17 protein-coding genes are annotated in these 24,238 nt (G+C 67.4%); 11 read left to right on the top strand and 6 right to left on the bottom strand.

The window, feature by feature from the left end; genetic code table 11:
* Positions 1-346, bottom strand: a 346-nt coding sequence (locus AC4ELS_RS16395) for an MspA family porin (protein ID WP_499048169.1), incomplete at its 3' end; no start/stop codon positions are given.
* A gap of 601 nt (positions 347-947) precedes the next feature.
* Positions 948-1,421, bottom strand: coding sequence for a carboxymuconolactone decarboxylase family protein (locus tag AC4ELS_RS16390; RefSeq protein ID WP_064882747.1), 474 nt, complete (start codon positions 1,419-1,421; stop codon positions 948-950).
* A 49-nt stretch (positions 1,422-1,470) separates the two neighbouring features.
* Here AC4ELS_RS16390 and pdxR point away from each other — a divergent pair, with 49 nt between their 5' ends.
* Entirely contained in the window at positions 1,471-2,880 is a 1,410-nt protein-coding gene (gene pdxR, locus AC4ELS_RS16385; RefSeq protein ID WP_499048267.1) for a MocR-like pyridoxine biosynthesis transcription factor PdxR, read from the top strand.
* Here pdxR and AC4ELS_RS16380 read toward each other — a convergent pair.
* Entirely contained in the window at positions 2,877-3,503 is a 627-nt protein-coding gene (locus AC4ELS_RS16380) for a trimeric intracellular cation channel family protein (RefSeq protein WP_064882749.1), read from the bottom strand. The two genes, pdxR and AC4ELS_RS16380, sit on opposite strands and share 4 nt — an antisense overlap.
* A gap of 48 nt (positions 3,504-3,551) precedes the next feature.
* Here AC4ELS_RS16380 and AC4ELS_RS16375 point away from each other — a divergent pair, with 48 nt between their 5' ends.
* The 4 genes from AC4ELS_RS16375 to katG all read left to right on the top strand — a co-directional run bounded on the left by AC4ELS_RS16375 (position 3,552) and on the right by katG (position 8,225).
* Positions 3,552-3,974, top strand: a complete 423-nt coding sequence (locus AC4ELS_RS16375; RefSeq protein ID WP_498884094.1) for a GtrA family protein — start codon at positions 3,552-3,554, stop codon at positions 3,972-3,974.
* Between the two features lie 123 nt (positions 3,975-4,097).
* Entirely contained in the window at positions 4,098-5,480 is a 1,383-nt protein-coding gene (dprE1, locus tag AC4ELS_RS16370) for a decaprenylphosphoryl-beta-D-ribose oxidase (RefSeq protein ID WP_499048167.1), read from the top strand.
* A 102-nt stretch (positions 5,481-5,582) separates the two neighbouring features.
* Entirely contained in the window at positions 5,583-5,987 is a 405-nt protein-coding gene (locus AC4ELS_RS16365; protein ID WP_064931554.1) for a Fur family transcriptional regulator, read from the top strand.
* Positions 5,988-6,020: 33 nt separating this feature from the next.
* Positions 6,021-8,225, top strand: a complete 2,205-nt coding sequence (gene katG / locus AC4ELS_RS16360) for a catalase/peroxidase HPI (protein WP_448446185.1) — start codon at positions 6,021-6,023, stop codon at positions 8,223-8,225.
* Positions 8,226-8,286: 61 nt separating this feature from the next.
* Here the strand turns inward: katG and AC4ELS_RS16355 are convergent, their stop codons facing one another.
* The 3 genes from AC4ELS_RS16355 to AC4ELS_RS16345 form a co-directional block, all read right to left on the bottom strand.
* The gene (locus AC4ELS_RS16355) at positions 8,287-8,913 is read right to left on the bottom strand and encodes a TetR/AcrR family transcriptional regulator (protein ID WP_499048166.1); all 627 of its coding nucleotides are present in this window, start codon (positions 8,911-8,913) and stop codon (positions 8,287-8,289) included.
* A 1-nt stretch (position 8,914) separates the two neighbouring features.
* The gene (locus AC4ELS_RS16350; RefSeq protein WP_499048164.1) at positions 8,915-9,997 is read right to left on the bottom strand and encodes an oxygenase MpaB family protein; all 1,083 of its coding nucleotides are present in this window, start codon (positions 9,995-9,997) and stop codon (positions 8,915-8,917) included.
* A 95-nt stretch (positions 9,998-10,092) separates the two neighbouring features.
* Positions 10,093-10,656 (bottom strand): TetR/AcrR family transcriptional regulator, encoded by a 564-nt coding sequence (locus tag AC4ELS_RS16345; RefSeq protein WP_448446180.1) that lies wholly within the window; start codon positions 10,654-10,656, stop codon positions 10,093-10,095.
* A gap of 83 nt (positions 10,657-10,739) precedes the next feature.
* Here AC4ELS_RS16345 and AC4ELS_RS16340 point away from each other — a divergent pair, with 83 nt between their 5' ends.
* The 6 genes from AC4ELS_RS16340 (at position 10,740) to AC4ELS_RS16315 (ending at position 24,193) form a co-directional block, all read left to right on the top strand.
* A complete protein-coding gene (locus AC4ELS_RS16340) occupies positions 10,740-11,618 on the top strand; it encodes an SDR family oxidoreductase (RefSeq protein ID WP_499048264.1) in 879 nt (292 codons plus the stop codon).
* 92 nt (positions 11,619-11,710) lie between these two features.
* Positions 11,711-12,475: a decaprenylphospho-beta-D-erythro-pentofuranosid-2-ulose 2-reductase gene (gene dprE2 / locus AC4ELS_RS16335; RefSeq protein ID WP_448446176.1), complete on the top strand. Its 765-nt coding sequence runs from the start codon at positions 11,711-11,713 to the stop codon at positions 12,473-12,475.
* A complete protein-coding gene (locus AC4ELS_RS16330; protein WP_448446174.1) occupies positions 12,475-14,367 on the top strand; it encodes a galactan 5-O-arabinofuranosyltransferase in 1,893 nt (630 codons plus the stop codon). Before dprE2 ends, AC4ELS_RS16330 begins: the two co-directional genes overlap by 1 nt.
* Positions 14,357-17,635, top strand: coding sequence for an arabinosyltransferase domain-containing protein (locus AC4ELS_RS16325; RefSeq protein WP_499048163.1), 3,279 nt, complete (start codon positions 14,357-14,359; stop codon positions 17,633-17,635). Before AC4ELS_RS16330 ends, AC4ELS_RS16325 begins: the two co-directional genes overlap by 11 nt.
* A 94-nt stretch (positions 17,636-17,729) precedes the next feature.
* Complete coding sequence (locus tag AC4ELS_RS16320; protein WP_499048161.1) at positions 17,730-20,996, top strand: arabinosyltransferase domain-containing protein; 3,267 nt, start codon at positions 17,730-17,732, stop codon at positions 20,994-20,996.
* On the top strand, positions 20,993-24,193 hold the full coding sequence (locus AC4ELS_RS16315) for an arabinosyltransferase domain-containing protein (RefSeq protein ID WP_499048159.1): 3,201 nt from the start codon (positions 20,993-20,995) through the stop codon (positions 24,191-24,193). Before AC4ELS_RS16320 ends, AC4ELS_RS16315 begins: the two co-directional genes overlap by 4 nt.
* Positions 24,194-24,238 lie beyond the last annotated feature (45 nt).

Here is a 24,238-nt window from a genome sequence, read left to right as displayed (position 1 = left end):
GGGTCGTGTAGGAGAAGTTGATCCCGACGCCCAGTGACCAGGGGAAGCCGATCTGGTAGCCCAGCTCCAAGGTGCCCTCGAAGTCCTCGGCACCCGGGCCTGCCACGGTGTACTTGGCGCGGCCGGAATGGAACCACTCACGGGTCAGCCGGTTGCGATCCAGCGGGAACACACCATTGAGGAAGGTGTCCCACTGCTGAACCGTCAGGGTCCGATCCTGACCATCGACCAGGCTCAGTTCATTGTCCAGACCCGCATGAGAAGTGGCCGTGCCTATGAAGAGGCCCGCAAAGACCCCTGCCATTGCGGTCACCAATGCGACCAGCACCCGACTGAATGCCAACATGTTCTCCCTAGCTGTGTCGGTGATCCGATTCGTTCTTCACCAACCAGGGTCCCCACCCCAGAGATACATGGGCGATTCGCTACCCGATTAGGCAGGTCACATCCGTTTCTCATGCCGTGCTCATGATTGGCAGGAGAAACGTAACCGGGCATTTCCCGGGCGGCAACGCCAACGGTTTCCGGCCACCGAGCAGACAAACCCTGGCACAAAGTTTGCTGGATCAGCAGCCGAACGCGTCACACCGTCGCTGTCCATTGCCTGAGAGCTCGGCGCGCCGCGTTCGCCTGTGCCCGCCGCGCGAACGCCGCGCCAGAGCCTCGTCACGGCACCGGAACTGCTATTTCACCATTTCCATGGAGGGCGGGGCAGTCAATCACGCTGAGCAGAAGGATTGCCGTCACCATCGTCAATATCGCAACCCGCCCCGCCGACGGCTCCCCGTTTGCGCTTGCTGTGTAAACGCCCCGTTACGCGCCGCCGAACGCCCGGATTAACTACACCGGCCGAAGATCCTTCAGTGGCCTCGCAGCCGTTATTCCATTTTGTGGCTGACATCACACTTGCGGCGCTGGAGAACGGGCCTTCCGGGGTCGCTCAGCGGTCATGGTCGCCGAGGCGGAACCGCCTTCACCACCGCATTGATGCGGTTCCACGCATTGATCGTCACCGCCATGGAGACGACCTGCCCCAGCTCGCGTTCGGTGAAAGCCGCCGCCGCGCGTGCGTAGACCGCGTCGGAGACCGGTCCACGAGTCAGATCGGTCACCGCCTCGGTCAACGCCAACGCCGCCTGCTCCTGCTCGGTGAACAGATCGCCCGCCTCTTCCCAGGCGGCGATCAGCGACAGCCGCTGCTCGGTCTCGCCGTTTTGGCGGGCGTCGTGGGTGTGCATGTCGAGGCAGAAGGCGCAGCGGTTCATCTGTGAGGCCCGGATCTTGACCAGCTCACCGATGGTCGGGTCGATGTCCTTGGACGCCGTGCTCGACAGCGTCATCATCGCGTCGTAGAGACCCGGCGAGACCTTGTAGATCTTGAGGCGGTCGACGGTCACGGCGGGCTCGATTGTCTGTGTCATGACGACAACGCTAGCCGGGAAAGTACCGCCCAGATGGTTCAATATCGTGGTGATTTCACGGGCCAATTTCGGTCGGGACCTACACCTCGAGCTGCGCGCAAGGATTGAGCCCGGCAGCCGCACCGCCCGCGAACAGCTGATCACCGCTCTCCGAGACGGAATCCGAACCGGCCGATTGAGCACCGAGATGCGACTGCCACCGTCACGCGCGCTGGCCTCCGATCTGGGGCTGGCCCGCAACACCGTCGCCGAGGCCTACGCGGAGTTGGTCGCCGAAGGCTGGCTGGCCTCACGTCAGGGGGCGGGCACCTGGGTAGCGCGCACCACCGTCACTCCGCCGGCGCCACGCCCACGCCGCATTCCCTCGGTCCCTCGGCACAATCTGATGCCCGGCTCGCCCGATGTGTCGCAGTTCCCCCGGTCGGCCTGGTTGGCATCGGCCCGCCGGGCCATCACCGACGCGCCCGTATCCGCGCTGCGAATGGGAGATCCGCGCGGACCGCTGACGCTGCGCGAGGCACTCACCGAGTATCTGGGCCGGGTGCGAGGCGTGCGGACGACTCCGGAGTCGGTCGTGATCTGCTCCGGGGTGCGCGACGGCATCGACCTGATCGGGCGAGTCCTGGGCACCGACCGCCCCGTCGCGGTAGAAGCCCACGGGCTGTTCATCTTTCGCGACGTACTCGCGGCGCTGGGCGTCCCGACAACACCGATCGGCGTCGACGAACACGGGGCGGTGATCGGCGACCTCGAGCGCCTGGACGCTTCGGCCGTACTACTTACTCCCGCGCATCAGAGTCCGTTCGGCATGGCGCTGCACCCGTCCCGCCGCACCGCGGTCATCGACTGGGCACAACGCACCAACGGGTACGTGCTGGACGACGACTACGACGGCGAGTTCCGCTACGACCGTCAGCCTGTCGGCGCCCTGCAGGCGTTGAACCCCGAACGGGTCGTATACCTGGGCTCGGCCAGTAAGAGCATGGCGCAGGTGATGCGCGTCGGGTGGATGGTGCTGCCCGAGGCACTGATCGATCCGGTCATCGGGGCGGCCGGCGGGGCGCAGTACCACGTCGACGCCCTCACGGCACTGACGCTGGCCGACTTCATCCGCAGCGGCGGCTACGACCGGCACATCCGGCGGATGCGCAACCGCTATCGGCAACGACGCGACACCCTTGTCGCCGCACTCGCCGGGTTCGACCTCCGCATCGACGGTCTGGCTGCAGGAGTCAACATGCTGCTCACCCTGCCCGACGGCGCCGAACCCGAGGTGCTGCGCCGGGCCGGGGAGGCCGGCATCGCGTTGAACGGGCTGTCGCTCATGCGTCATCCCCTGGCCGGACCCGACACCCCCGACCCCGACGGGGTGATCATCGGATTCGGAGCGCCCGCCGAGCACGCCTTCGGGCCTGCGGTCGACGCGTTGTGCGGCGTGCTTTCAGCTGCGTTGCGTTAGGAATCCTCACCGACGATCAGGTCTGCCGGACCGGTGGGCAGCCGCCATCCGAACATCAATCCGGCCAGCCGTAGCGTCGTCGCCAGCACCGAGCCCACCACCAGGCCGACCCACTGCGGACCGAAATAGTCGATGACGGCATAGGCAGTCGCACCGATCAAGGCGGGCACGGCATAGAGATCGGCAGGCCGCATCAACATCGGGATCTCGCGGACCAGCACATCGCGGATGATGCCGCCGCCGATGGCGGTGGTCATGCCGATCAGCACTGCCGCGAACCAGCTGGCGCCGTGGTCCACGGCGAACGCCGCGCCCGAGGTCGCGAAGAAACCCATGCCGATCGCATCCAGCGGCAACACGATGTGGTTGAACCGGATGAGGTACTTCGCGGTGAGGGTGGCCACAACCGTCGCCGCCAGCGCCACCGTGATGTTCGGCCAGTGCTGAATGGAGACGGGCGGATGGACCCCGAGGAAGACGTCACGGATCACCCCGCCACTCACGCCGGTCAGCACACCCAGGGCCGCGATCCCGAACAGATCGAAGCCCTTGCGGATCGCCACCATGACCCCCGATGACGCGAACACCGCGATCCCGAGGTCGTTGAGCACCGTCTGCAACACGAGTGCACCGTATGCGCTCGCTAAGCTGCCCGGGTGGCCGAACCTGTCATGTCGCCGACTCTTGACCTCAAAACGCAGGCGTTCCGGTTCCTCGTCACCGGCGGACTGGCCGCGATCGTGGACTTCGGCCTGTACGTCACCCTCCTTCGGCTGTTCTCCACGGTCTGGCACGTCGACGAGGACATCCGGGTCAACGTCGCCAAGACCATCAGTTTCATCGCCGGAACCACCACGGCCTACCTGATCAACCGGCGCTGGACCTTCCAGGCGCCGCCCAGCAGGGCCCGGTTCATCGCAGTCTGCGTTCTCTACGCACTCACCTATGCGGTGCAGGTGGGCATCAACTTCGTGTTCTACATGCAGTTCGAGAACCAGCCCTGGCGAGTGCCGGTGGCTTTCGTCATCGCCCAGGGCACCGCGACGGTGATCAACTTCATCGTGCAACGTGCGGTGATCTTCAAACTGCACTGAGTTGGCATCACCTCCACGAGAGTGACACCAGGGTTGTTCTGCGCACCGATCTGACAACCATCACGTCACACTCGGCGTTCAGTCGGGCTGGTCCGTGGCTACTGACGGGTACTCTCCTTAGCGATGTCGACTACTGACTTGCCGACCACTCCCAAGCGCCTGACAGGCTGGGGCCGGACCGCACCGACCGTGGCACAGGTGCTCTCTACCAGCGATCCCGAGGTCATCGTCAAGGCTGTGACCAGGGCCGCCGAGGAGAAGGGCCGGGGCGTGATCGCCCGCGGCCTTGGCCGCTCGTACGGCGACAACGCGCAGAACGGCGGCGGGCTCGTCATCGACATGTCCGCGCTGAACCAGATCCACTCGATCGACGCCGGTTCGCGGCTGGTCGACGTGGACGGCGGGGTCAACCTCGACCAACTGATGCGGGCCGCACTGCCCCACGGTCTGTGGGTTCCGGTGCTGCCGGGTACCCGTCAGGTCACCATCGGCGGCGCCATCGGCTGTGACATCCACGGCAAGAACCACCACAGCGCAGGCAGCTTCGGCAACCACGTGCGCTCGATCGACCTGCTGACCGCGAGTGGCGAGATCCGCAAGCTCACCCCGGACGGCCCCGAAGCCGAGCTGTTCTGGGCGACGGTCGGCGGTAACGGCCTGACGGGCATCGTGCTGCGGGCCACGATCGAGATGACGCCAACGGAGACGGCGTATTTCATCGCCGACGGCGATGTCACCCACGGCCTCGACGAGACCATCGAGTTCCACAGCGACGGAACCGAGGACAACTACACCTACTCGTCGGCCTGGTTCGATGCGATGAGCGCCCCGCCCAAGCTGGGGCGCGCGGTGATCTCCCGCGGCTCGCTGGCGAAACTGGACCAACTGCCAGCCAATCTGCAGCGCGATCCCCTGAAATTCGATGCGCCGCAGTACTTCACCGCGCCGGACGTCTTCCCCAACGGTCTGGGCAACAAGCTCATCTTCGGTGCGATGACCGAGGTGTGGTACCGGTTGGGCAAGACCTACCGGGGTAAGGCGCAGAACCTGACGCAGTTCTACCACCCGCTGGACATGGTCGGGGAATGGAACCGCGCCTACGGTTCGAGCGGATTCACCCAGTACCAGTTCGTGGTGCCCACCGAGGCCGTCGACGAGTTCAAGCGCATCATGATCGACATCCAGCGGTCCGGGCACTACTCGTTCCTCAATGTGTTCAAGCTGTTCGGTCCGGGCAACCAGGCGCCACTGAGTTTCCCGATCCCCGGGTGGAACGTCTGCGTCGACTTCCAGATCAAGGCCGGCCTCAGCGAGTTCCTCACCGAACTCGACCGGCGTGTAATGGAATTCGGCGGCCGGCTCTACACCGCCAAGGACTCGCGGACCACGGCGAAGACGTTCCACGCCATGTATCCGCGTATCGAAGAGTGGCTGGCGGTGCGACGTAAGGTCGATCCCGACGGCATGTTCGTCTCTGACATGGCACGCCGACTGGAGCTCGTCTAGCTCCTCACCGTTCACCTCGGATTGGCGAGAATTTTATTCTTGACTAATTCCAGAAAACGGGCCAGACTCGGTCCCGTGGCGACAACCGCGGACTTCCAGCAGATGCTGAGAAGCGCCGACATGCGTGTGACCCGCCCCCGAGTGGCGGTCCTGCATGCAGTCCATGCGCACCCGCACGCCGATACGGAAACGATCATCCGGTCGGTGCGTGAAGACCTGCCCGAGGTCTCCCACCAAGCCGTGTACGACTCGTTGCATGCGCTGACCGCAGCAGCCCTGGTGCGGCGCATCCAACCATCCGGTTCGGTCGCCCGATACGAATCACGTATCGGCGACAACCACCATCACGTCGTGTGCCGATCATGTGGCGCAATCGCCGACGTGGACTGCGCGGCCGGGTCTGCCCCATGCCTGACCGCGTCACATGACCACGGTTTCGAGATCGATGAAGCCGAGGTCATCTACTGGGGTACTTGCCCCGAATGTTCCACTGCCCCAACTAGATAACCCTTAACCCGCCAGCCCCGGAAAGGATTTGTCATGGCCGACGCCGAAACTCACCCCCCGATTGGTGAAGCACAAACCGAACCCGCCGAAAGCGGTTGTCCCATGGTCATCAAGCCTCCCGTCGAGGGCGGCAGCAACCGCGACTGGTGGCCCAACGCGGTCAATCTGAAGATCCTTCAGAAGAATCCCCCCGCCATCGACCCGTCGGACGAGGGCTACGACTACCGCGAGGCCGTCAAGTCTCTCGATGTCGAGGCCTTCCAGCGCGATTTTGATGAGCTGCTGACCAATTCGCAGGACTGGTGGCCCGCGGACTTCGGTCACTACGGTCCCCTGTTCGTCCGCATGTCCTGGCACGCCGCGGGCACCTACCGCGTCGAGGACGGCCGCGGTGGCGGCGGGCGCGGCATGCAGCGCTTCGCCCCGCTGAACAGCTGGCCCGACAACGTCAGCCTGGACAAGGCCCGCCGTCTGCTGTGGCCGCTGAAGAAGAAGTACGGCAAGCAGATCTCGTGGTCCGACCTGATCGTCTACGCCGGCAACCGGGCGATGGAGCACATGGGTTTCAAGACCGCGGGCTTCGCCTTCGGCCGCCCGGACTTCTGGGAGCCCGAGGAGGACATCTACTGGGGCGCCGAGCACGAGTGGCTGGGCTCGCAGGAACGCTACGCCGGTGCCGACGGTGACCGCACCAAGCTGGAGAACCCGCTGGGTGCCAGCCACATGGGTCTGATCTACGTCAACCCCGAAGGGCCCGAAGGCAATCCGGATTACCTGGCCGCCGCCATCGACATCCGCGAGACGTTCGGCCGGATGGCGATGAACGACATCGAGACCGCGGCGCTGATCGTCGGTGGCCACACCTTCGGCAAGACCCACGGTGCCACCGACATCGAGAACGGTGTCGAGCCCGAGGCCGCCCCGCTGGAGCAGATGGGCCTGGGCTGGGCCAACCCCGGCCTCGGCAACGACACCGTCAGCAGTGGCATCGAGGTCACCTGGACGCACACCCCCACCAAGTGGGACAACAGCTTCCTGGAGATCCTCTACAGCAACGAGTGGGAGCTGACCAAGAGCCCCGCGGGCGCCAACCAGTGGAAGCCCAAGGACAACGGCTGGGCCAACTCGGTGCCGATGGCGCAGGGCACCGGCAAGACCCACCCGTCGATGCTGACCACCGACCTGTCCATGCGGTTCGACCCGATCTACGGCGAGATCACCCGCCGCTGGCTGGATCACCCTGAGGAGCTGGCCGAGGAGTACGCCAAGGCCTGGTTCAAGCTGATCCACCGCGACATGGGTCCGGTCACCCGCTACCTCGGTCCGCTGGTGCCCAAGCAGACCTGGCTCTGGCAGGACATCATTCCGGCCGGTAAGCAGCTGTCCGATGCCGACGTCGCCACCCTCAAGGCGGCGATCGCGGATTCGGGTCTGACCACCCAGCAGCTGATCGACACCGCGTGGAAGGCGGCGGCCTCGTACCGCTCGAGCGACATGCGTGGCGGCGCCAACGGCGGCCGGATCCGGCTGCAGCCGCAGCTCGGCTGGGAGGTCAACGAGCCCGAGGAGCTGGCACCGGTGATCGCCAAGCTCGAGGAGATCCAGGCCGGTTCGGACACTGGTGTGTCCTTCGCCGATCTGGTGGTTCTCGGCGGCGTCGTGGGTCTCGAAAAGGCAATCAAGGACGCCGGTTTCGACGTCGCGGTGCCGTTCACCCCGGGCCGCGGCGACGCCACCCAGGAGCAGACCGACGTCGACTCGTTCGCCTACCTGGAGCCCAAGGGCGACGGTTTCCGCAACTTCGTGGCCAAGGGTGACAGCCTGCCTGCCGAGTACCGCCTGATCGACCGGGCCAACCTGCTCGGCCTGTCGGGTCCGGAGCTGACAGTGCTGATCGGCGGCCTGCGCGTGCTGGGCGCCAACCACGGTGGCTCGGACGTCGGTGTCTTGACGGACAAGAAGGGTCAGCTGACCAACGATTACTTCGTCAACCTCACCGACATGGGCATCAAGTGGGCACCGGCACCGGCCGATGACGGCACCTACGTCGGCACCGACCGCGCCAGCGGCTCCCCGAAGTGGACCGCCAGCCGCGTCGACCTGCTGTTCGGCTCGAACTCGCAGCTGCGGGCGCTCGCTGAGGTCTACGCCGAGGACGATTCCAAGGAGAAGTTCGTGAAGGACTTCGTCGCCGCTTGGACCAAGGTGATGGACAACGACCGGTTCGATCTGGCCTGATCGCCTGACCGACAGGTAACGCAACACCCCGCGGGCTTCAAGCTCGCGGGGTGTTGTTGGCTCACTGGCCTTTTGCGCGCATGGCCCGATACGCCGCCTTACCGAACGTCTCCGCGACCAACTCGGCATCGCCATCGTCGTCAAGCATCTTCCGGACGGCCGCCTCACAGATCGCCAGGAACACCTCGACCAGCATCGGCAGCGTGACATCGACATCGGCGACCTGCCACCGTTGCAGCAGTGGCCGCATCGCGGTGGCGAGCTGACCCCGGATCCGCTCCCGGCCGGCGACGATCGCCGCGGTGAGCACCGGATCGGGATCGGCCGCGAAGATGATGCGCCACGAGGCCGGACGCTCGCGGACCGTGCTCTGCAGCGCGTGGAATCCATCGACGAACAGTTGCTCGATCGATCCGGTGCGCTCGGGTGGCAGCAGTTCGAGCAGGCTGGCCAGCACCGCATCGGTTTCCCGATCCAACAGTGCGGCAAGCACTTCCCCGCGGCCGGGGTAGCAGGCGTAGACCACCGGCCGGGTGACACCCAGACGTCGCGCGATGGTCCCCATCGTCACGTCGGCCAAGCCCTGGTGCGCGGCGATCTCCAACGCGGTGTCGAGCACCTGCGGCCGACGGCGGTCCGGGCCCAGGTGTTCGGCGCGGGCCCGGTTGGCTAGTGCGGCATCTTCCATGTCAACCGATGGTGCCAAGGATCGGCTGTGATTCCACGATCCCCTCGTCACTCGGCGCGCGGCCCTCGCCGAACACGCGGACCGCCTGCCTGTCGCGAAGCGCGAAGTGAGCCTGACTCGGTGCGTCGTAACCGAAGCGGCGCTGGGCCTCTCGCGGCGTCGTCGTCACGGGATCCTTCGGCGGGACGGACAGCAGGACCCGGGCGCCGATGGGCAGGGTCGCCGGGGAGAGCAGCCGCAGCAGGATCAGCTCGAGCCGGATACTCATCGCGATCACCCGGAACCCGATCCGCAGCGGCAGCACGGCCAGCGCGTCGAGGAACCGGGATGTGCTGAGCCCGGCCATTTCCCGCATCCAGCGCGGCATCGTCGCCAAGGTGCCGCGGCGCAGGAAGGCAGTGATGACCGTGGTGCCGGGGCGCAGCAGCAGCGGCATCTTGGGCAACATCACCTCAGCACCGAGCAGGTGATGCATGGCCTGTCGGGCGATGTCCGAGCCGATCAACTGGGGCCGCATCTGCTCGAAGTACTCCCGGATGCCCTCGCGGGTCAGGGGAACGTCGGAGGGATCGCAGGTCTGCAGTTCGGCGGCGATCGCGCATTCACGCCAGTACTGCAACTCCTCCTCGGGTGACAGCGGGCCGGGGCCGTACTTCTCGTAGGCCACCAGGATGGAATGCCAGGCGGTCAGGTGGATCCACAACTGCGAACCGGGATCGTTGGCGTCATACGTCTTTCCGGTGACGGGATCGGTGCCGATGGCCTTGGAGTGGATCTTGACCAGGACATCGGCCGCCTTCGTGGTGGATCGGCTGTCGTCGAACGCCACCATGGCGAAGTACCGCAGCGTGCGGTCATAGCGGGTGCGCGGCCGCGCGTAGATCTCATGGGTCTTGTCGACCGCCGCGACCAGCGCGGGGTCGAGTTCCTCGATGACGACGGCCCGCTGGAACCCGATCGACAGCGAGGTGGGGTAACTCCACACCTTCCAGGTCACCGAATCGGGACCGAAGAATCCGTAGTCCGCCCCCGGTTCGGTGTCGGGCAGTGTCAGCCAGTCGCGGATCGTCATGATCTCCCCCATTTCCTACACGGTGTAGAAAAACGCTACGTCGTGTAGGAAATGCGGTCAATACCCTGCGCCCGAAATCTCCGACAGAGGTCGACCCGGCGCGGAGGTCAGTTCACGGTGACAGCTTTGAGCTCGGCGAACATCGCGTCGATCACATCAGCCAGATCGGCACCATCGGATGCCGAGATCCATTGCCCGAAGGCCACTTTGAAAACCGCGACGCCGGCCTGCGCGGCCAGGCTCGCAGCGGGATCGGCAACGCCACGGGCGCGCAGGGCCTCAGTCGTGGCGGTGGCCAGCGCGGCGAGCTTGGCAAGCTCGCGCTCCTGAAGGCCCGGGTTGGCGTCGATGACAGCCTGCCGCCGGCGGGCGTGGTCCCGCCGTTCGACGAAGATCGCCGTCACCGCTGCCAGTCCTGCCCTGACCATTTCCAGCGCGGAGGCCGACTCCGGCGCGTCCGCGATCGCACCCACGAGGGTGTCGCTCAGCAGGTGCTCACCCCAGAACAGGACCTCGCGCTTGTCGGCGAAATGACGGAAGTAGGTGCGCTCGGTAAGCCCGGCCCGCGCTGCGATCTCGGCGACGGCGGTCTGCTCGAAGCCCTGCTCCCCGAAGAGCTCGAGGGCAGCCTCTTCCAGCCGGCCACGAGCATTGGGTTCCCATCGCGCCATCTGGAGATTCTATGTGATGACAGTTGCTGACATCGTGCCTATCGTTGGTGATGACAGCAACTGACATCACTGTGGAGGTCCCCATGCGGATATTCGTCACCGGTGCATCCGGCTTCATCGGCTCGGCCGTCGTACCCGAGCTCATCGGGGCCGGGCATCAGGTCCTCGGTCTGGCCCGCTCCGACGCGTCGGCAGCAGCATTGCGAACCGCCGGCGTCGAGGTCCACCGCGGCGACCTCGACGACCCGGACAGCCTGCGGTCAGGCGCACAGGACGCCGACGGCGTCATCCACCTGGCCTTCGTGCACGACTTCAACGAGTTCGCCGCCGCGAGCGAGATCGACCGCCGCGCGATCGAGACACTCGGCGAGACACTCGCCGGGTCGGACCGCCCACTGGTCGTGGCATCCGGCACCACCGGCATCCGGTTTGGGGAGGTCTCCACCGAGGACGACGCGGCGACGCCCGGGTTACCGCGGGTCTCCGAGGCGACGGCATTGGCGTTCGCCGACCGCGGCGTGCGCTCGTCGGTGGTGCGGCTGCCACCCTCGGTACACGGGCCGGGCGATCACGGATTCGTCCCGCAGCTCATCGAGATCGCCCGGGCACGCGGTGAATCGGGCTACCCCGGTGACGGCTCCAACCGCTGGCCGGCCGTGCACCGACTCGACGCCGCGAGACTGTTCCGGCTGGCCGTCGAATCGGCGCCCGCCGGCTCACGACTTCATGCCGTCGCCGAGGAGGGCGTGCCGGCCCGCGACATCGCCGGCATCATCGCCAGGCAACTGCAACTGCCCGTCACCCGCATCGCCCCGGACGCCGTGCCGGAGCACTTCGGCTGGATCGGCACGTTCTTCTCGCTCGACGTCCCCGCATCGAGCGCGCACACCAGGGAGCGGTTCGGTTGGACGCCGACCGAGATCGGACTGCTCGACGACCTCGCGCTCGGCCACTACTTCTGAGCCCCCATGGCCTGGCCTGGACGTTCGACCTCGCGGGACGGGACGCACGGTACCCTCGTCACGATGTCCCACGAGGCTTGGAGCTGCGCTAGATGGTGTTCGACGCCGTAGGTAACCCCCAGACGATTCTGCTGCTCGGCGGCACTTCAGAGATCGGGCTGGCGATCTGTGAGCGCTATCTGCGCGACGCGTCGGCCCGCATCGTGCTGGCCGCCCTGCCCGGCGATCCGGGCCGCGACGACGCGGTCGCCCAGCTGCGCAAGGCGGGCGCCAGCGCAGTCGAGGTCATCGACTTCGACGCGGTCGACACCGCCAGTCACCCCGACGTGATCGACAAGGCGTTCGCCTCCGGTGACGTAGATGTCGCGATCGTCGCGTTCGGCCTGCTCGGTGATGCCGAAGAGTTGTGGCAGAACCAGCGCAAGGCCGTGCAGATCGCCGAGATCAACTACACCGCAGCCGTTTCGGTCGGTGTCCTCGTCGGCGAGAAGATGCGGGCACAGGGCTACGGCCAGATCATCGCGATGAGCTCGGCCGCCGGCGAGCGGGTGCGTCGCTCCAACTTCGTCTACGGCTCCACCAAAGCCGGGCTCGACGGGTTCTACCTCGGCCTCGGCGAGGCGCTGCGCGAATTCGGACCGCGGGTGCTGGTGATCCGGCCCGGGCAGGTCCGCACCCGGATGAGCGCCCACGTCAAGGAAGCCCCGCTGACCGTCGACAAGGAATACGTCGCCGAACTGGCCGTCACCGCGTCGGCCAAGGGCAAGGAGCTGGTCTGGGCGCCGGGTGCGTTCCGCTACGTGATGATGGTTTTGCGGCACATCCCGCGCTCCATCTTCCGCAAGCTCCCCATCTAATGCCGGCCGGAGTGGCCGGTCCGGCCAGGGTGGCCGGACACATGGTGATCGCCCTGATGCTCGCCTCGGCGGTGGCCGGGGTGTCGATCGCGGCGATCGCCCAGGTCCAATGGCCGGCCTACAACACGTCCAACCAACTGCACGCACTCACCACGGTGGGCCAGGTCGGCGCGCTGGCCGGAATCTTCGCCGCCGGTCTGATCTGGCGGCGCGGCCGGCGCACCCTGGCCCGGCTGGTCGGCCTGATCTTCCTGTCGGCCTTCTCGGTGGTCACCCTGGCGATGCCGCTGGGCGCGACCAAGCTCTACCTGTTCGGGGTCTCGGTCGACCAGCAGTTCCGCACCGAATACCTCACCCGGCTCGCCGACACCCCCGGCCTGCACGACATGACCTACTTCGGGCTGCCGCCGTACTACCCGGCGGGCTGGTTCTGGATGGGCGGGCGCATCGCCGCGGCCACCGACACCCCGGCCTGGGAGATGTTCAAGCCCTGGTCGATCGTCTCGATCACCATCGCCGTGGCGCTGGCATTCGTGTTGTGGGCCACCATGATTCGCTTCGAGTACGCGCTGATCGTGACGACCGCGAGCACCGCGGCGATGCTGGCCTACTCCTCCACCGAGCCCTACGCCGCGATCATCACCGTGCTGTTGCCGCCGGTGTTCGTGCTGGCCTGGTCGGGGCTACGGGGCAAAACCCGCAACGGTGGGTGGGCCGCCGTCATCGGCGTCGGGATCTTCCTCGGGCTCGCCGCCCTGCTCTACACCCTGCTGTTCCTCTACTGCGCATTCACGCTCGCCATCATGGGGCTGGTGCTGGCCGTGGCGCGCCGCAGCATCGACCCGCTGCTGCGGCTGACCGTCATCGCCGTCATCTCCGGGGCCATCGCCCTGCTCACCTGGGGTCCGTACCTGTTGGCCGCGCTGCGCGGCACACCGGCCGAGAAGGGCACCGCCCAGCACTACCTGCCCGACGCCGGCGCCCAGCTGACCTTCCCCATGCTGAGCTTCACCCTGCTCGGCGCGCTGTGCATGCTCGGCACGCTGTGGCTCGTGATCCGCGCCCGCAGCTCGACCCGGGCCGGGGCCCTGGCCATCGCGGTGCTCGCCGTCTACGCCTGGTCTCTGCTGTCGATGTTGACCACCCTCGCCGGCACCACCCTGCTGTCCTTCCGGTTGCAGCCCGCCCTGACCGTGCTGCTCACCACCGCAGGGGCGTTCGGATTCGTTGAATCGGCACAGGGCCTGGCCCGTCTCGCAGCGAGGCGCTACCGGGCCGAAACCGCGCAGCGCATCACCGTCGCGGCAGCCGCCATCGGCGTGATCGGCGCCGTCACCTTCAGCCAGGACATCCCCGACGTGCTGCGCCCCGACATCAACGTGGCCTACACCGACACCGACGGCACCGGACTGCGGGCCGACCGCCGGGCACCGGGCGCCGAACGCTACTACCGCGAGATCGACGCCAAGATCGCCGAGGTCACCGGAGTGCCGCGCAACCAGACCGTGGTGCTGACCGCCGACTACAGCTTCCTGTCGTTCTACCCCTACTACGGGTTCCAGGGCCTGACGTCGCACTACGCGAACCCGCTGGCCGAGTTCGACAAGCGGGCCAAGGCCATCGAGGGCTGGGCCACGATGGGCAAGCCCGACCAGTTCTTGAAGGCGCTCGACGAGATGCCCTGGAAGGCGCCCACCGTGTTCCTCATGCGCCACGGCGCGAACGACACCTACACACTGCGCCTGGCCTCAGACGTCTACCCCAATCAGCCGAATGTGCGCCGCTACCACGTGGCGCTCGACGCGGCCCTGTTCGAAGATCCACGTTTCGAGGTGACCGACATCGGCCCCTTTGTCCTGGCGATCAGAAAGCCAACCCCCGATGGCCATTAGTTCCGGCGCAGATACGCCGATAGCATCAGAGCCCGTGACGGGACCGCAGGGAACCGCCGGCAGCAACCACCGGACGGTGCGGCTCATCGCGATCGTCGCCGGTTTGCTCGGCGTATTGATGGCGGTGGCAACACCGCTGCTTCCGGTCAAGCAGACCACCGCCCAGCTGAACTGGCCGCAGAACGGCACCTGGCAGAGCATCAACGCGCCACTGATCGGGTATGTCGCCACCGACCTGACCATCACCGTGCCGTGCCAGGCCGCGGCCGGACTGGCCGGGCCCGAGAATCGCGGCAAGACGGTGCTCTTGTCCACCGTGCCCAAGCAGGCCCCGAAGGCAGTCGACCGCGGATTGTTGATCGAGCGGGTCAACAACGACCTGCTTGTCATCGTGCGCAACACTCCGGTGGTCAGCGCGCCGCTGGCCGCCGTGCTCAGCCCGGCCTGCCAGTCCCTGACGTTCACCGCGCACGCCGACAAGGTGACCGGCGAATTCGTCGGGCTGACACAGGGCGACGCCAGCGAAACCGCCGACGACCCGACCGCACCTTTGCGTGGTGAGCGCGGCGGCTATGACTTCCGTCCGCAGATCGTCGGCGTCTTCACCGACCTGTCCGGGCCGGCACCCGAGGGCCTGAAGTTCTCGGCCACCATCGACTCCCGCTACAGCAGCGCCCCGACGCTGCTCAAGATGCTGGCGATGATCATCGGGGTGGCGATGACCGTCATCGCGCTGGGCGCCCTGCACCGTCTCGACACCGCCGACGGCGTCCGGCACCGACGCTTCCTCCCACCCCGCTGGTGGTCGATGACGCCGCTGGACGGGCTGGTCACCGCGGTCCTCGTGTGGTGGCACTTCGTCGGGGCGAACACGTCGGACGACGGCTACATCCTGACGATGGCCCGGGTGTCCGAACACGCCGGCTACATGGCCAACTACTACCGCTGGTTCGGCACGCCCGAAGCCCCGTTCGGCTGGTACTACGACCTGCTGGCCCTGTGGGCCCACGTCTCCACCAACAGCGTCTGGATGCGGCTGCCCACGCTCGTGATGGCACTCGCCTGCTGGTGGGTGATCAGCCGCGAGGTGCTGCCACGCCTGGGCCGCGCAGTCAAGACCAACCGCGCCGCGGCCTGGACCGCCGCGGGCATGTTCCTGGCGTTCTGGCTGCCGCTCAACAACGGTCTGCGCCCCGAACCGATCATTGCCCTCGGCATCCTGCTGACCTGGTGTTCGGTGGAGCGCGGGGTGGCCACGAACCGCATGTTGCCGGTGGCGATCGCGATCATCATCGGCGCGCTGACGCTGTTCTCCGGACCCACCGGCATCGCTGCCGTCGGCGCCCTGCTGGTCGCCGTGGGACCGCTGAAAACGATTGTGGCCCGGCATACCTCACGCTTCGGACACCTGCCGCTGCTGGCGCCGATCCTGGCGGCCTGCACCGTGACGATCATCCTGATCTTCCGCGACCAGACCCTGGCCGGCGAGCTGCAGGCCAGCACCTTCAAATCCGCCGTCGGCCCCAGCCTGGCGTGGTTCGACGAGCACATCCGCTACTCGCGGCTGTTCACCTCGAGCCCGGACGGTTCGGTCGCGCGGCGCTTCGCGGTGCTGACGCTGCTGGTGGCGCTGGCCGTGTCGGTGGCGATGACGCTGCGCAAGGGCCGCATCCCCGGCACCGCCGCCGGTCCGAGCCGGCGCATCATCGGCATCACGATCATCTCGTTCCTGGCGATGATGTTCACCCCGACCAAGTGGACCCACCACTTCGGCGTGTTCGCCGGTCTGGCCGGATCGCTCGGCGCACTGGCCGCGGTCGCGGTGACCGCCGCAGCGATGAAGTCCCGGCGCAACCGGTCGATGTTCGCCGCACTAGTGCTGTTCGTGATGGCGCTGTCGTTCGCGACGGTCAACGGCTGGTGGTACGTCTCCAACTTCGGAGTGCCGTGGTCGAACTCGTTCCCCGAGTGGCACTTCGGATTCACCACGATGCTGCTGGGCTTGTCGGTGCTGGCCCTTCTGCTGGCCGCCTGGTTCCACTTCACCGACCGCGACCAGTCCCCGGACGAGCCGCAACGCCGCTGGCAACGGATCGTGCAATCGCCGCTCGCGATCGCCGCCTGGGTGCTGGTGATGTTCGAAGTGGTGTCGCTGACCCTGGCGATGACCGAGCAGTACCCGGCCTGGTCGGTCGGACGCTCCAACCTCGAGGCGCTCACCGGCAAGACCTGCGGACTGGCCAACGACGTGATGGTCGAGGAGAACGCGAACACCGGCCTGCTGGCACCGATCAGCGAGCCGCCGGGGCAGGCACTCGGCGCGGTCACCGCGCAGGGATTCGGTCCCAACGGCATCCCGTCGGACGTCTCGGCCGACCCAGTGATGGAACAGCCCGGTGCGGGCAACTTCGCCGACACCGACTCGGGCACCGTGACGGGCAGCGAGGTCGGCACCGAAGGCGGGACCACCGCGGCCGCCGGGGTCAACGGCTCCCGGGCGTCTCTGCCGTACGGACTCGACCCCGCCACCACCCCGGTGCTGGGCAGCTGGCGCTCCGGCACCCAGCAGCCCGCGATCATGCGCTCGGCCTGGTACCGGCTGCCCGACCGGGACAAGGCCGGACCGCTACTGGTCGTCTCGGCCGCAGGCCGCTTCGATCCGGGTGAGGTCGTGGTGCAGTGGGCCACCGATGCCCAGGCCGCCGAGAACAAGCCCGGCGGCGGTGTCGGATTCGCCGATGTCGGCGCAGCGCCGGCCTGGCGCAACCTGCGCGCCCCGATGGCCGCCATCCCCCACGAGGCCACCCAGATCCGCCTGGTCGCCTCCGACGACGACCTGGCCCCGCAGCACTGGATCGCGGTGACCCCGCCTCGGATCCCGGAACTGCGCAGCCTGCAGGACGTGGTTGGCTCATCCGACCCGGTGCTGCTCGACTGGCTGGTGGGTCTGGCATTCCCTTGCCAGCGCCCGTTCGGCCATCAGTACGGCGTCACCGAGGTGCCCAAGTGGCGGATCCTGCCGGACCGCTTCGGCGCCGAGGCCAACTCGCCGGTGATGGACTACCTGGGTGGTGGCCCGCTGGGCATCTCCGAACTGCTGCTGCGGCCGTCGAGCGTGCCGACGTATCTGAAGGACGACTGGTTCCGGGACTGGGGCTCGCTGCAACGGCTCACACCCTGGTATCCGGACGCCACAACGGCCCGCCTGGACCTGGGCACCGCGATCCGCAGTGGACTGTGGAGCCCGGCGCCGCTGAGGCACAGCTGATCAAACCCGTGCTTGATTAGAAGTTCACACACACTCTCGCCAAAAGGGCGACGGTGGCCAGGGCTCACATACGGGTCGCATAACATCGAGCCTCGTGCCTTCCGATGAGCCAACCGACCGTGTTGTGGGCATCGCACGCCTGATCGCCATCGTCGCGGGCATCGCGGGTGTGGTGCTGTGCGCGCTGGTGCCGCTGCTGCCCGTCAAACAGACCACCGCGACCATCCAGTGGCCGCAGGGCACCGATGCCGCAGGCAACGTCACCTCGGTGACGGCCCCGCTGGTGTCGGGCGCCCCGCAGTCCCTCGACGTGTCCATCCCGTGCTCGGCGATCGCGACGCTGCCCGCCGAGGGCGGCCTGGTGTTCTCCACGATCCCCTCGGGCGGCATCGACGCCAGCCGAAACGGCCTGTTCGTGCGGGCCAACCCCGAGACCGTGGTCGTGGCGTTCCGCGACTCGGTGGCCGCCGTCGCGCCCCGCGCCGCCATCAACGCGGGCGGCTGCAGCGCGCTGCACCTGTGGGCGAACCTCGGCGATGTGGGCGCTGACTTCGTCGGCATCCCCGGCGCCACCGGCACCGCGGCCGTGGAGAAGAAGCCTCAGGTTGCCGGCCTGTTCACCGACCTGAAGATGGCGCCGCAGCCGGGTCTGTCCGCCCGCGTCGACATCGATACCCGCTTCATCACCACGCCTACCGCACTGAAGCTGCTGGTGATGGCGCTAGGGGTGGTGTGCGTGGTGGCGTCGATCCTCGCGCTGGCCGTGCTGGACCGCCGGAGCAGCCACCGGATCCGCAGCGCCTGGCGCCGGTTCGTGAAGGTCCCGGTCGCCACCTGGATCGCCGACATCGGCGTCATCGGCGGCCTGCTGGTGTGGCATGTCATCGGTGCCATCTCGTCGGACGACGGCTACAACCTGACCATCGCGCGGGTGTCGGCCGACGCCGGGTACACCGCCAACTATTTCCGCTACTTCGGCACCACCGAGGCCCCGTTCGACTGGTACCAGTCCGTGCTGGGCCACTTCGCGGCGATCAGTACGGCCGGGGTGTGGATGCGGCTGCCCGCCACCCTGGCCGGCATCGGCACCTGGTTGCTGCTGAGCCGCTGGGTGCTCCCCCGCCTCGGACGACGCGTCGCACTGAACCGCGTCACCGTGTGGACCGCCGGCGCGGTGTTCCTGGCCGCCTGGATGCCGTTCAACAACGGCCTGCGCCCCGAACCACTGATCGCCTTCGGCGTGCTCGCAGTGTGGGCGCTGGTCGAGAATACGATCGCCACCCACCGACTGTGGCCGACCTGCCTGGCGATCATCGTCGCGGCGTTCAGCGTCACGCTGGCCCCGCAGGGACTCATCGCGCTGGCCCCGCTGCTGGTCGGCGCCCGCACCGTCGTCAGGATCATCAAAGCCCGGCGCATCGCCCTGCCCGCACTGGCCACGCTCGCCGGGTCGGCCGCACTGATCTTCGTCGTGGTGTTCCGCGACCAGACCCTGGCCAGCGTCGCCGAATCGGCCCGCATCAAATACACCGTCGGCCCGACCATCTCGTGGTACCAGGAGTTCCTGCGCTACTACTTCCTGACCGTCGAAGATTCTGTCGACAGCTCGTTGACGCGGCGGTTCGCGGTCCTGGCGATGATGCTGTGCCTGTTCGGCATGATCGCCGTCCTGCTACGCAAGGGCCGGGTACCCGGACTGGCCAGCGGCCCCGTCTGGCGGCTGATCGGCACCACCGCGATCGGCCTGCTGCTGCTGCACTTCACTCCGACCAAGTGGGCCGTGCAGTTCGGTGCCTTCGCCGGGCTGGCCGCCGGACTCGGAGCGGTGACGGCGTTCGCCTTCGCCCGGGTGGGCCTGCACAGCCGACGCAACCTCGCCCTGTACGTGACGGCGCTGCTGTTCGTCCTGGCGTGGGCCACCTCCGGTACCAACGGCTGGTTCTACGTCGGCAACTACGGCGTGCCCTGGTTCGACCGCCAGCCCGTGATCGCCGGGTTCCCGGTGACCACCATCTTCCTGGCCCTGGCCATCATCACCGCGGTACTCGCCGGCTGGCTGCACTTCCGGATCGACTACGCCGGACACACCGAAGTGGCCGACACCCGACGCAACCGCGTGCTGGCGTCGACACCGCTGCTGGTGGTCGCAACCATCATGGTGGTCCTCGAAGTCGGCTCGATGGCAAAGGGATTCGTCCAGCGCTACCCCGTCTACACCACCGCCAAGGCCAACGTCTCGGCCCTGGCGTCGGGGTTGTCGTCCAACAGTTGCGCCATGGCCGACGACGTACTCGTCGAGGCCGACACCAACGCGGGCATGCTGCAACCGGTGGACGGCCAGACCTACGGCGAGTACGGGCCGCTGGGCGGCGAGAACCCAGTTGGGTTCACCCCCAACGGAATCAGCGACACGCTGGAACCGCCGAAGCCCGTGGTCGCCAACCCCGGCACGGTCAACTCGGACGGTTCACCCAACAAACCCAACGTCGGCATCGCGTACGCCGCAGGCACCGGTGGTGGCTACGGACCCGTCGGCGTCAACGGCTCCCGGGTGTACCTGCCGTTCGGCCTCGACCCGGCCCGCACCCCGGTGATGGGCAGCTACAAGGAGAACACCGTCGCCGCCAAGGCCACCTCGGCCTGGTACCAGCTGCCGCCCCGCACCGCGGACCGTCCCCTCGTGACGGTCGCCGCCGCCGGCGCCATCTGGTACTACGACGAGGAACACGAGTTCCACTACGGCCAGTCGCTGAAACTGCAGTGGGGCGTGCACCGCCCCGACGGCAGCTTCCAGGCACTCGACGCCGTACAGCCGATCGACGTGTTCGCCCAATATGCCTGGCGCAACCTGCGTTTCCCGCTGGCGTGGGCACCGCCGGAGGCGAACGTGGCCCGGATCGTCGCCGACGATCCCAACCTCTCCGAAGACCAGTGGTTCGGCTTCACCCCGCCGCGGGTGCCGACCCTGCAGACCGCGCAGCAGTTCCTCGGCGCGCAGACCCCGGTGCTGATGGACATCGCGACCGCCGCGAACTTCCCGTGCCAGCGCCCGTTCTCCGAGCATCTCGGTGTCGCCGAGCTGCCGGAGTACCGGATCCTTCCCAACGTCAAGCAAGTGGTGGTGTCGTCGAACATGTGGCAGTCCGCCCAGAAGGGTGGCCCCTTCCTCTTCATCCAGGCGCTGCTGCGCACGTCGACGATCCCGACGTACCTGCGCGACGACTGGTACCGGGACTGGGGCTCGATCGAGAAGTACGACCAGGTGGTCCCGGCCGGCCAGGCGCCGGTCGCCACGATTGATCAAGGAACGCAACGAGTGTTCGGCTTCAGCCGGCCCGGACCGATCCGGGCCCTGCCATGAGCGTGACCCTGCGCGAACACAGCGCTGACAAGAATGTGCAGATGACCCGCTGGGTCGCGATGATCGCGGGACTCATCGGCTTCCTGTGCGCGGTGGCCACACCCCTGTTGCCGGTGGTGCAGACCACGGCGACGCTGAACTGGCCTCAGCAGGGTCAGCTCAACAACGTCACCGCCCCGTTGATCACCCAGACACCGGTGACCATGTCGGTGACGATCCCGTGCGAGGTGATCCGCTCGGCGCCGCCCGAGGGGGCGATGGTGCTCGGCACCGCCCCCAAGGAGGGCAGGCAGGCCGCGCTGAACGCGTTGTTCGTCAACGTCAACGCCAAGCGCGTCGACATCACCGATCGCAACGTGGTGATCGCCAGCGTCGTGCGGGAGAAGACAGACTCGCCTGCTTGTCAACGCATCGAGATCACCTCGTCAGACGCCGGCACCTTCGCCACGTTCGTCGGGCTCACGGGTACCGACGGCAAGGAGTTGCGCACCGGGTTCGCCGACCCCAACCTGCGGCCCCAGATCGTCGGTGTCTTCACCGAGCTGAGCGGAGCTGCACCGCAAGGTCTTTCGTTGTCGGCCACGATCGACACCCGGTTCACCTCCAAACCCACCGCACTCAAGCTGGTGGCGATCCTGCTCGGCATCGCGGCCACCGTGGTGGCACTGCTGGCGCTGTGGCGCCTCGACCGACTCGACGGACGGCGGATGCACCATCTGATCCCGTCGCGCTGGCGCACGTTCAGTGCCGTCGACGTGGTGGTGGTCGGCGGGTTCCTGAGCTGGCACGTGATCGGCGCAAACTCGTCCGACGACGGCTACATCCTGCAGATGGCGCGGGTGGCCGACCATGCCGGCTACATGTCGAACTACTTCCGCTGGTTCGGCAGTCCGGAGGACCCGTTCGGCTGGTTCTACAACCTGCTGGCCCTGATGACGCATGTCAGCGACGCCAGCATCTGGATGCGACTGCCCGACCTGATCTGCGCGCTGGTCTGCTGGCTGCTGCTGTCCCGCGAGGTGCTGCCCCGGCTCGGCCCCGCGGTGATCGCCTCCAAGCCCGCGCTGTGGGCCGCCGGCCTGGTGCTGATGGCCGCCTGGATGCCGTTCAACAACGGCCTGCGCCCCGAAGGTCAGATCGCCACCGGCGCTCTGATCACCTACGTGCTGATCGAACGGGCCATCATCTCCGGACGGCTGACCCCGGCCGCCATGGCGATCATCTCCGCAGCCTTCACCCTCGGCATCCAGCCGACCGGCCTGATCGCCGTCGCCGCGCTGCTCGCCGGTGGTCGTCCGCTGCTGCGCATCCTGGTGCGCCGCCGTCGCGTGCTGGGCGTGTGGCCGCTGGTGCTACCGCTGCTGGCCGCGGGCACGGTGATCCTGACCGTGGTGTTCGCCGACCAGACGCTGGCAACGGTGTTGGAGGCGACCAGGATTCGCACCGCGATCGGCCCGAGCCAGGAGTGGTACACCGAGAACCTGCGCTACTACTACCTGATCCTGCCGACCGTCGACGGCTCGCTGTCGCGCCGGTTCGGCTTCATCATCACCGCGCTGAGCCTGTTCGCCTCGCTGTTCATCATGTTGCGGCGCAAGCGGGTTCCCGGTGTGGCCCGCGGGCCGGTATGGCGGCTGATGGGCATCATCTTCGCCACCATGTTCTGCCTGATGTTCACCCCCACCAAGTGGGTGCACCACTTCGGCCTGTTCGCCGCCGTGGGTGCGGCGATGGCGGCGGTGGTCACGGTGCTGGCCGGGCCTGCGGTCCTGCGCTCGGCACGCAACCGGATGGCCTTCACCGCGGCTGTGCTGTTCGTGTTGGCGCTGTGCTTCGCCACCACCAACGGCTGGTGGTACGTCTCCAGCTACGGCGTGCCGTTCAACAACGACAAGCCCAACATCGGCGGAGTCACGGTGAGCGCCATCTTCTTTGCGCTGTTCGCCATCACCGCGCTGTGGGCGTACTGGTTGCACCTGAGACCCTCTGCCGAGGGCCGGGTGGCGCGGGCACTGACCACCGCACCGGTGCCGATCGCGGCCGGGTTCATGGTCGTGGTGTTCGTCGGTTCGATGCTCTACGGCGTGGTGCGCCAGGACGGCACCTACTCCAACGCGTCCTCGAACCTGCGGGCCTTCGCCGGCGGCTGCGGTCTGGCCGACGATGTGCTGGTCGAACCCGACACCAACGACGGGTTCCTGACCCCGGCGCCGGGCGACTACGGCCCGCTCGGACCGCTGGGCGGTACCGCACCGACCGGGTTCACCCCCAACGGCGTGCCGGACCACATTGTCGCCGAGGCGATTCGGATCACCGTCCCGATGCCGGGCATCGACGCCGACTGGAATGCGCCGGCCGAGCTGAAGACCCCGGGCATCAACGGCTCGACCGTGCCGCTGCCGTACGGACTGGACCCGGCCCGGGTGCCGCTGGCCGGCAGCTACGTCGAAGGCCCGGCCCAGCAGGAGAGCAAGCTGGCCTCCGCCTGGTACCAGCTGCCCGCACCCGACGCCGCCCACCCGCTGGTGGTCGTCACCGCGGCCGGAACCATCACCGGCAACAGCATTTTCAACGGCCGAACCGAGGGACAGGCGGTCGAGCTGGAGTACGGACGGCCCGGGCCCGACGGCGCCGCCGTCCCGGCCGGACGCGTGACGCCCTACGACCTCGGTCCGATCCCGTCCTGGCGCAACCTGCGCTTCGACCGCAGCGAGATCCCTGCGGACGCGACGTTCGTCCGGGTGATCGCCGAGGACAAGTCGCTGTCTCTCGGCGACTGGATCGCGGTCACCCCGCCCCGCGTTCCCGAGGTCAAGACCGTGCAGGAGTACATCGGCTCACAACAGCCCGTGCTGATGGACTGGGCTGTGGGCCTGGCCTTCCCGTGCCAGCAGCCGATGCTGCACGCCAACGGTGTCACCGAGGTGCCGAAGTTCCGCATCACCCCGGATTACAACGCCAAGATGAAGGACACCGACACCTGGGAGGACGGCATCAACGGCGGTCTGCTGGGCATCAGTGACCTGCTGCTGCGCCAGCATGTGATGGCCACCTACCTGAACAAGGACTGGGGCCGCGACTGGGGCTCGCTGCGCAAGTTCGACACCATCGTCGACGCGACACCCGCCGAGGTCGAGCTCGGGACGGCAACACATTCCGGGCTCTACAAGCCGGGCCGGATCCGTATCAAGCCGTAACGTTCCGTCAGAGGCATCGAGTGGCCAGTTGTGACACGCGTACAA

The organism is Mycobacterium shunyiense, from assembly GCF_058270035.1.
This window is presented reverse-complemented; position numbering and strand designations above follow the sequence as displayed.